This is a genomic window from Ectobacillus funiculus (assembly GCF_004138295.1).
GTDB classification, from domain to species: Bacteria; Bacillota; Bacilli; order Bacillales; family Bacillaceae_G; genus Ectobacillus; species Ectobacillus funiculus.
Window position 1 is genome coordinate 151,764 of record NZ_SCFM01000014.1, and the last position, 6,000, is coordinate 157,763.

The 6,000-nt window shown below is 41.6% G+C and carries 7 protein-coding genes; 6 read left to right on the forward strand and 1 reads right to left on the reverse strand.

All coding sequences use genetic code 11. The features are described 5' to 3' along the window. The first annotated feature begins 253 nt into the window (after positions 1-253). The 5 genes from EP737_RS12070 to EP737_RS12090 all read left to right on the forward strand — a co-directional run bounded on the left by EP737_RS12070 (position 254) and on the right by EP737_RS12090 (position 4,477). Positions 254-697, forward strand: a complete 444-nt coding sequence (locus EP737_RS12070; RefSeq protein ID WP_129728222.1) for an NfeD family protein — start codon at positions 254-256, stop codon at positions 695-697. Beyond that, complete coding sequence (locus tag EP737_RS12075) at positions 685-1,617, forward strand: SPFH domain-containing protein (RefSeq protein ID WP_129728223.1); 933 nt, start codon at positions 685-687, stop codon at positions 1,615-1,617. Before EP737_RS12070 ends, EP737_RS12075 begins: the two co-directional genes overlap by 13 nt. A 947-nt stretch (positions 1,618-2,564) precedes the next feature. Then, a complete protein-coding gene (gene ytfJ / locus EP737_RS12080) occupies positions 2,565-3,023 on the forward strand; it encodes a GerW family sporulation protein (protein WP_129728224.1) in 459 nt (152 codons plus the stop codon). Positions 3,024-3,326: 303 nt separating this feature from the next. After that, complete coding sequence (locus tag EP737_RS12085; protein WP_129728225.1) at positions 3,327-4,103, forward strand: oxalate:formate antiporter; 777 nt, start codon at positions 3,327-3,329, stop codon at positions 4,101-4,103. Positions 4,104-4,159: 56 nt separating this feature from the next. Next, the gene (locus EP737_RS12090; RefSeq protein ID WP_129728226.1) at positions 4,160-4,477 is read left to right on the forward strand and encodes a hypothetical protein; all 318 of its coding nucleotides are present in this window, start codon (positions 4,160-4,162) and stop codon (positions 4,475-4,477) included. A 106-nt stretch (positions 4,478-4,583) separates the two neighbouring features. On the opposite strand, the gene EP737_RS12095 is transcribed toward EP737_RS12090, so the two are convergent. Beyond that, on the reverse strand, positions 4,584-4,895 hold the full coding sequence (locus EP737_RS12095) for a permease (protein WP_425455889.1): 312 nt from the start codon (positions 4,893-4,895) through the stop codon (positions 4,584-4,586). A gap of 184 nt (positions 4,896-5,079) precedes the next feature. On the opposite strand from EP737_RS12095, the gene EP737_RS12100 reads away from it, so the two are divergent. After that, the gene (locus tag EP737_RS12100; protein ID WP_205650928.1) at positions 5,080-5,778 is read left to right on the forward strand and encodes a class I SAM-dependent methyltransferase; all 699 of its coding nucleotides are present in this window, start codon (positions 5,080-5,082) and stop codon (positions 5,776-5,778) included. The last annotated feature ends 222 nt before the right edge of the window (positions 5,779-6,000 follow it).

Genomic DNA, 6,000 nt, shown 5'->3' on the forward strand with positions numbered 1-6,000 from the left:
AAATAAAAAGCAATGCCTTTGAGAGGTATTGCTTTTTTGTGTGAAAAAACAAAAAAATAGAGGGATTTGCCGGAAATATGAAGAATAACAGTATTTTGCTTATTTATAAAAGGAAGTCCTCCTTTTTGCATATGAGTCAGAAGCATAGTTTAATGGATAACATAACATTTTGTACTGTTTGTAAATTTCTTGTTTGTGAGATTCATATACATAATAGGGAGGAAGGTTTGGGGAGAGAAAGGGGCGATGTAGGTTGGCAGGATGGGTCGTATGGCTTATAATTGCAGGCTGCCTATTCATTGCAGAAATGCTGACACTTACCTTTTACTTACTTTGGCTTGGTGTGGGTGCATTGTTCGGTGCAGTGGCAGCCCTTGCTGCGCCAGAATCTCTGTTTGTGCAAGTCATTGCAGCTTCTATTGTCAGCTTGCTGCTTATCTTAGGATCGAAGCGCATTTCGCAGCACTTTCGGATGGGAAAGGGATATAAGGATGCAGTAGATGCTTTAGTTGGAAAAACAGCAGTTGTGACACAGGATATTACGGAGCAAGCAAATGGCATTGTGAAAATTGGCGGGGATGTGTGGAGTGCCACAGCAGACGAACACATCCGTCATGGAGAAAAAGTAAAAGTCGTTGAGAGACGAAGCACTGTATTATATGTCAGAAGGGAACGTGATTCATCATGGTTGGAGTAATTCTATCTATAGTACTTATCATTATTGTTGTTGTATTTGCAGTGCTTACTGTTAAAATTATTCCGCAACAGCAGGTTGGCGTCGTTGAGCGTCTCGGTAAGTTTAATCGTTTAATGAACCCAGGATTAAACATTCTTGTACCTATTATCGACCGCGTACGTGTGTATCATGATTTACGTATTCAACAAACGAATGTTCCGCCGCAAAAGGTTATTACGAAAGATAACGTACAAGTTGAAATTGATACGATTATTTTCTATCAAGTAATTGACCCGGAACAAGCGACATATGGTATTTCCAATTATGTAAACGGCGTTCGCAATATTACGACAGCTACTATGCGTCAAATCATTGGTAATATGGAGCTCGATGAAACGCTGTCTGGTCGCGAGAAAATTTCAGCAGAAATTCGTCTTGCTTTAGATGAAGCAACGGAAAAATGGGGCGTCCGTATTGAGCGCGTTGAGGTTGTTGATATAAATCCCCCAAAGGATGTCCAGGTATCCATGGAAAAACAAATGAAGGCAGAGCGCAACAAACGCGCTATTATTCTAGAAGCAGAGGCTGCCAAACAAGATATGGTATTGCGTGCAGAAGGGGATAAGCAAAGTAAAATTCTTATCGCAGAGGGAGATCGAGAAGCTCGCATTCGTGAGGCGGAGGGGGTTCGCCAGGCGAAGGAGCTTGAGGCGCTTGGTGAAGCAAGAGCTATTGAAGCCATTGCACAGGCAGAGCAGAATCGGATTCGTCTTCTAAAGGAAGCAGGTTTGACAGAGCAAATTCTTGCTTATAAATCGTTTGAGGCGTTAAATGAAGTGGCAAAAGGTCCTGCTAATAAAGTGTTTATCCCATCTAACGCAGTTGAAACCTTAGGCAGTTTAGGAGCGCTTGGAGAACTGTTTAAGGAAAAGGGGAAGTAAGGATGAGAGAACCCGAGAATTACGGGTTCTTTTTGTTTCACTGTAGGAAAGTATAAATTTTCAGCTGGAAGACAATTCGACGTAGTCGGAAATTTTAGGAATACAGTATAAGTAGGGCTACACCTCGGTCTTCGCCCAAAGGCAGGGCTCGCCAATCGGCGAGTTTTCTTTACACTGTAAGAAAGTATAAATTCTCAGCTCGAAGTTCATTCGACGTAGTGGGGAATTTTAGGAATACAGTATAAGTGCAACTACGCCTCTGTCTTCGCCCAAGAGCAGGGCTTGCCAATCGGCGAGTTTTCTTTACACTGTAAGAAAGTATAAATTCCCAGCTAGAAGTTCATTCGACGTAGTGGGGAATTTTAGGAATACAGTATAAGTGCAACTACGCCTCTGTCTTCGCCCAAGAGCAGGGCTTGCCAATCGGCGAGTTTTCTTTACACTGTAAGAAAGTATAAATTCCCAGCTAGAAGTTCATTCGACGTAGTGGGGAATTTTAGGAATACAGTATAAGTGCAACTACGCCTCTGTCTTCGCCCAAGAGCAGGGCTTGCCAATCGGCGAGTTTTCTTTACACTGTAAGAAAGTATAAATTCCCAGCTAGAAGTTCATTCGACGTAGTGGGGAATTTTAGGAATACAGTATAAGTGCAACTACGCCTCTGTCTTCGCCCAAGAGCAGGGCTTGCCAATCGGCGAGTTTTCTTTACACTGTAAGAAAGTATAAATTCCCAGCTAGAAGTTCATTCGACGTAGTGGGGAATTTTAGGAATACAGTATAAGTGCAACTACGCCTCTGTCTTCGCCCAAGAGCAGGGCTTGCCAATCGGCGAGTTTTCTTTATTTACACTGATAGAAGAAAGGGGAGAAGCAATTGTAAAATATATGTTTACTTCCAAGTTTTTAGGAAAAACTATGAGAAGAATGAACAGAAGGAGGGGCTTACATATGGAACACCCGATTCAAGGGCTTATGAAGGCGGCAATGGAAAATTTAAAGGAAATGGTAGATGTAAATACAATTATAGGAGAACCAGTGCAAACAGCAGACGGTGGTGTTGTACTGACTGTTTCCAAGGTAGCGTTTGGCTTTGGTGCGGGGGGAAGTGATTTTTCCACTAATGGAAACGGAACGCGAGAAGCAGAGGCTGCGTTCGGCGGCGGAAGCGCAGGGGGGGTATCCATCACTCCAGTTGCTTTTCTTGTTGTAAACAGTGATGGTATTAATATTTTACACCTGCAAAATACAACGCATCTTGCAGAGAAAGTAATTGATTTAGCCCCGCAAACATTAGACAAATTGCAAACAATGTTTAGCAAAAATAGTTCATCAGCGCAGCAGGGGAATCAGGCCTCGCAAACAACTGGAGTGCAATCACAGCATACAAATGGAAATGATTTGATGTAAAAGTGCCTGTGAAGCTCACAGGCTTTTTCACTGTAGAAAAGGATAAATTTCCAGCCGGAAGTTATTCGACGTAGCCGGAAATTTTAGGAATACAGTGTAAGTGCAGCTACGCTTCTGTCTTCGCCCAAGGGCAGGGCTCGCCAATCAGCGAGTTTTCTTTATTGTAATCATAATGTAATAAATATCATGAAAACGTAATAGGGAAATTTAACTCTTTGCGGCAGTTTGTCTATGTTTCAAAAAATTTTCATGATAGAATAAGAAGATGAATTGAAACATATTACACAAAGGTGGCTAGGTGCTTTGTCTGGAGGATCTGACCAAAGAAAAGATATTATTTATATTAACGGAGATCGACGTAATCATTGCTTTTTAACATCTGGCATTACCTTTAGGGAATTTGCTAGCAATATTCCTTCTCCACTCCATAATCTCCTTCTTTTAAAGCACGACTTCGAATGGACGGATATCAATTACCATACTCTTTTGGAGTTTGTAGAAGAGGAGAATATTCCAAATCTTATCTCAGCAGATGTAGAGCAATTCGGTGAATTTTGTTGGGTCGATTTTCATGATATACATGACCTGGATGAACTAGATCCGATGGAAATTGCTGAGCTTTTATATTTAGCACATAAAAAAGAACCCATTGGCAAACCGTTTTTTCCATTGTTAAAAAATAAGTATGTGTACTTGTCTCATGATGATGGTTGGTATAACAAGGTATATTACAGAAGGCTCCCGGATTTTGCGGCGGCGCTGAGTAAAATTGTTCCATACAAGCTAGGCTTGTTCGGAAAAAGAAAGTTTATGTTATTTCAAAAGACTAAAATGTACCCAGCCATTGCACGAGAAGTAATGGAGCAACTTATACCGTTAACGGAAGACGGCTTGTTGATCGATCTTGTACATAAAGAAGAATCAAAGCGGGGACTTGAGATTCCAGTATACGTTGTAGGTTCATATGAGAATATGGACGAAATTTTTGAGAATATCGTACAGCTTCGAGAAGAGGCTGTTGAACAGGGAGTTCTTTTATTTGATAAAAAAGATCAAGAATGGAAATGGATGACGGATTGAAAAACTTGACTGTTTAGTCAAGTTTTATTTTTCGCCTGACAAAGGGGAATCGCGGGATGAATAAAGTTTTTTTGTATGTTGGTTTCGTTACACTTGTTCTTGTTGCTATTGCAATTTTAACGCGTCCGACTGAAGCTGATTACAATCATTATCTAGAGAAGCAAGAGAAGATTAGATGCAGCGGGGAGGATTTTGCTTGTGTACAAGAGAATACAGGGGAGAAGCTGGAATTAATTGAAACAAAGCTGCAGAATCGTGTATTTTTTATGGTGATTGAAAAAACATTTCAAGGGGAAAGAGATATGAAAACAACAACACGTGCGTTTGGAATGTTTCATATGTTTTTTAATACATCTATTGAAAAAGCGGGCTAATTGGCGTCGATATGTATAAGGAAAGCAGTAGGACTATCTCCCTTTTGCGACATAATCGGTCTAACTAACACACCAAGCGATTAGCTTGGTGTGTTTTTTGGTGTTATTAAACGGACGAAAGAAGCGGATACAAAATGCTGAACAATACGGAGAAGGCGCCAAAGCCAATTGCTGTATAGCCAAGTGTTTTCGAGCCGTAGTTGACAGCTAATAGTCCCATAAGGATGGAAAGAGAACCGAAAACAATCGGATACAGTGCGATAGAAAACAGTGCTAAAAACAATCCGATATATCCTACAACTACGCCTGTATTTGCTCGCTCTCCTTCTGCGCTGCGCTGCATATGCTGCGGCGCTAGTTCAACTGCATATTCCTCCTGCTTCTTTCCGCTTTTTAAGTGGTGTGTGCGTTTTCTCAATGGAAATCCCTCACTTTCAAGTGGAGGTGTTTTTATTGTGCACATTCATCGGTGGATGATGAACGCCATTTTCTTCTTTTATATGAATATGTTACCTATTGGCTGTATTTTGAATTAGCTACAATGCTTTAGAGAGCTGCATATAGGGATTGGTTCGTATTTTGTAGAATAGTTCAGTAAAAAGATAAAAGGTGGGACAAGTATGAGCGATTTTAACTGGCATAGTGAGGCTAAGCGGCAATGGGATGAAAGGGCTGACAGCTGGAATCAAAGCAGCCAAAGTATGTGGGATAGCGGGAGCCGGAGTACTATTCTTCCGTTTTTTCAAAAACATGTTCCCAGCGGGGCATCAGTTCTTGATGTTGGCTGTGGGGACGGATATGCTACATATAAACTCAGTCAGGCAGGATACACAGCGTACGGAACAGATTTGTCGGAACGAATGATTGAAATGGCAAAAGAGCGTGGAAACATGAAGGGGCTATCATTTGTGCAGGCTGATTTGGCGAGGCTTCCATTCGAGGCAGAATCCTTTGATTCCATTATAGCAATTAATTCCCTAGAATGGACCGAGCGGCCGCTAGAGGCGTGGATAGAAGTAAATCGGGTACTAAAGCCAGGCGGTTATGCTTGCGTTGCCATTTTAGGACCGACTGCAATGCCGCGTATCAATAGCTATCGCCGCTTGTACGGGGAGTCTGTCATTTGCAATACGATGATGCCCTGGGAATTTAAGAAGCTTGCAACAGAGAATGGTTTTATTCCTTTGGATGGACAAGGTGTGTATAAGCGGGAGGTGAAGGAGCAGCATCTGCATGGCTTATCGGAGGAACTTAAGCAATCGTTAGCTTTTTTATGGACGTTCATGATGAAAAAGAAGTAATGAGCTTAGGAGTATTTTGTTGTATTTATTCATGATGTGAAGAAACGGCTTTTGAAATAAGAAAAGCGGACAAGGCCCGCCTTTTATGGCAACGTAGGGGTGGAACGGAGTAAAAGGCGCTTTTTGCCTTTTGCAGAGGTTCAGCCTGGAGTCTGCCATTTTGGGCCTTGGGAGCTAGACACCACTGCGAAAAGTTATACTTTCTTACAGTGAAATAAAGCG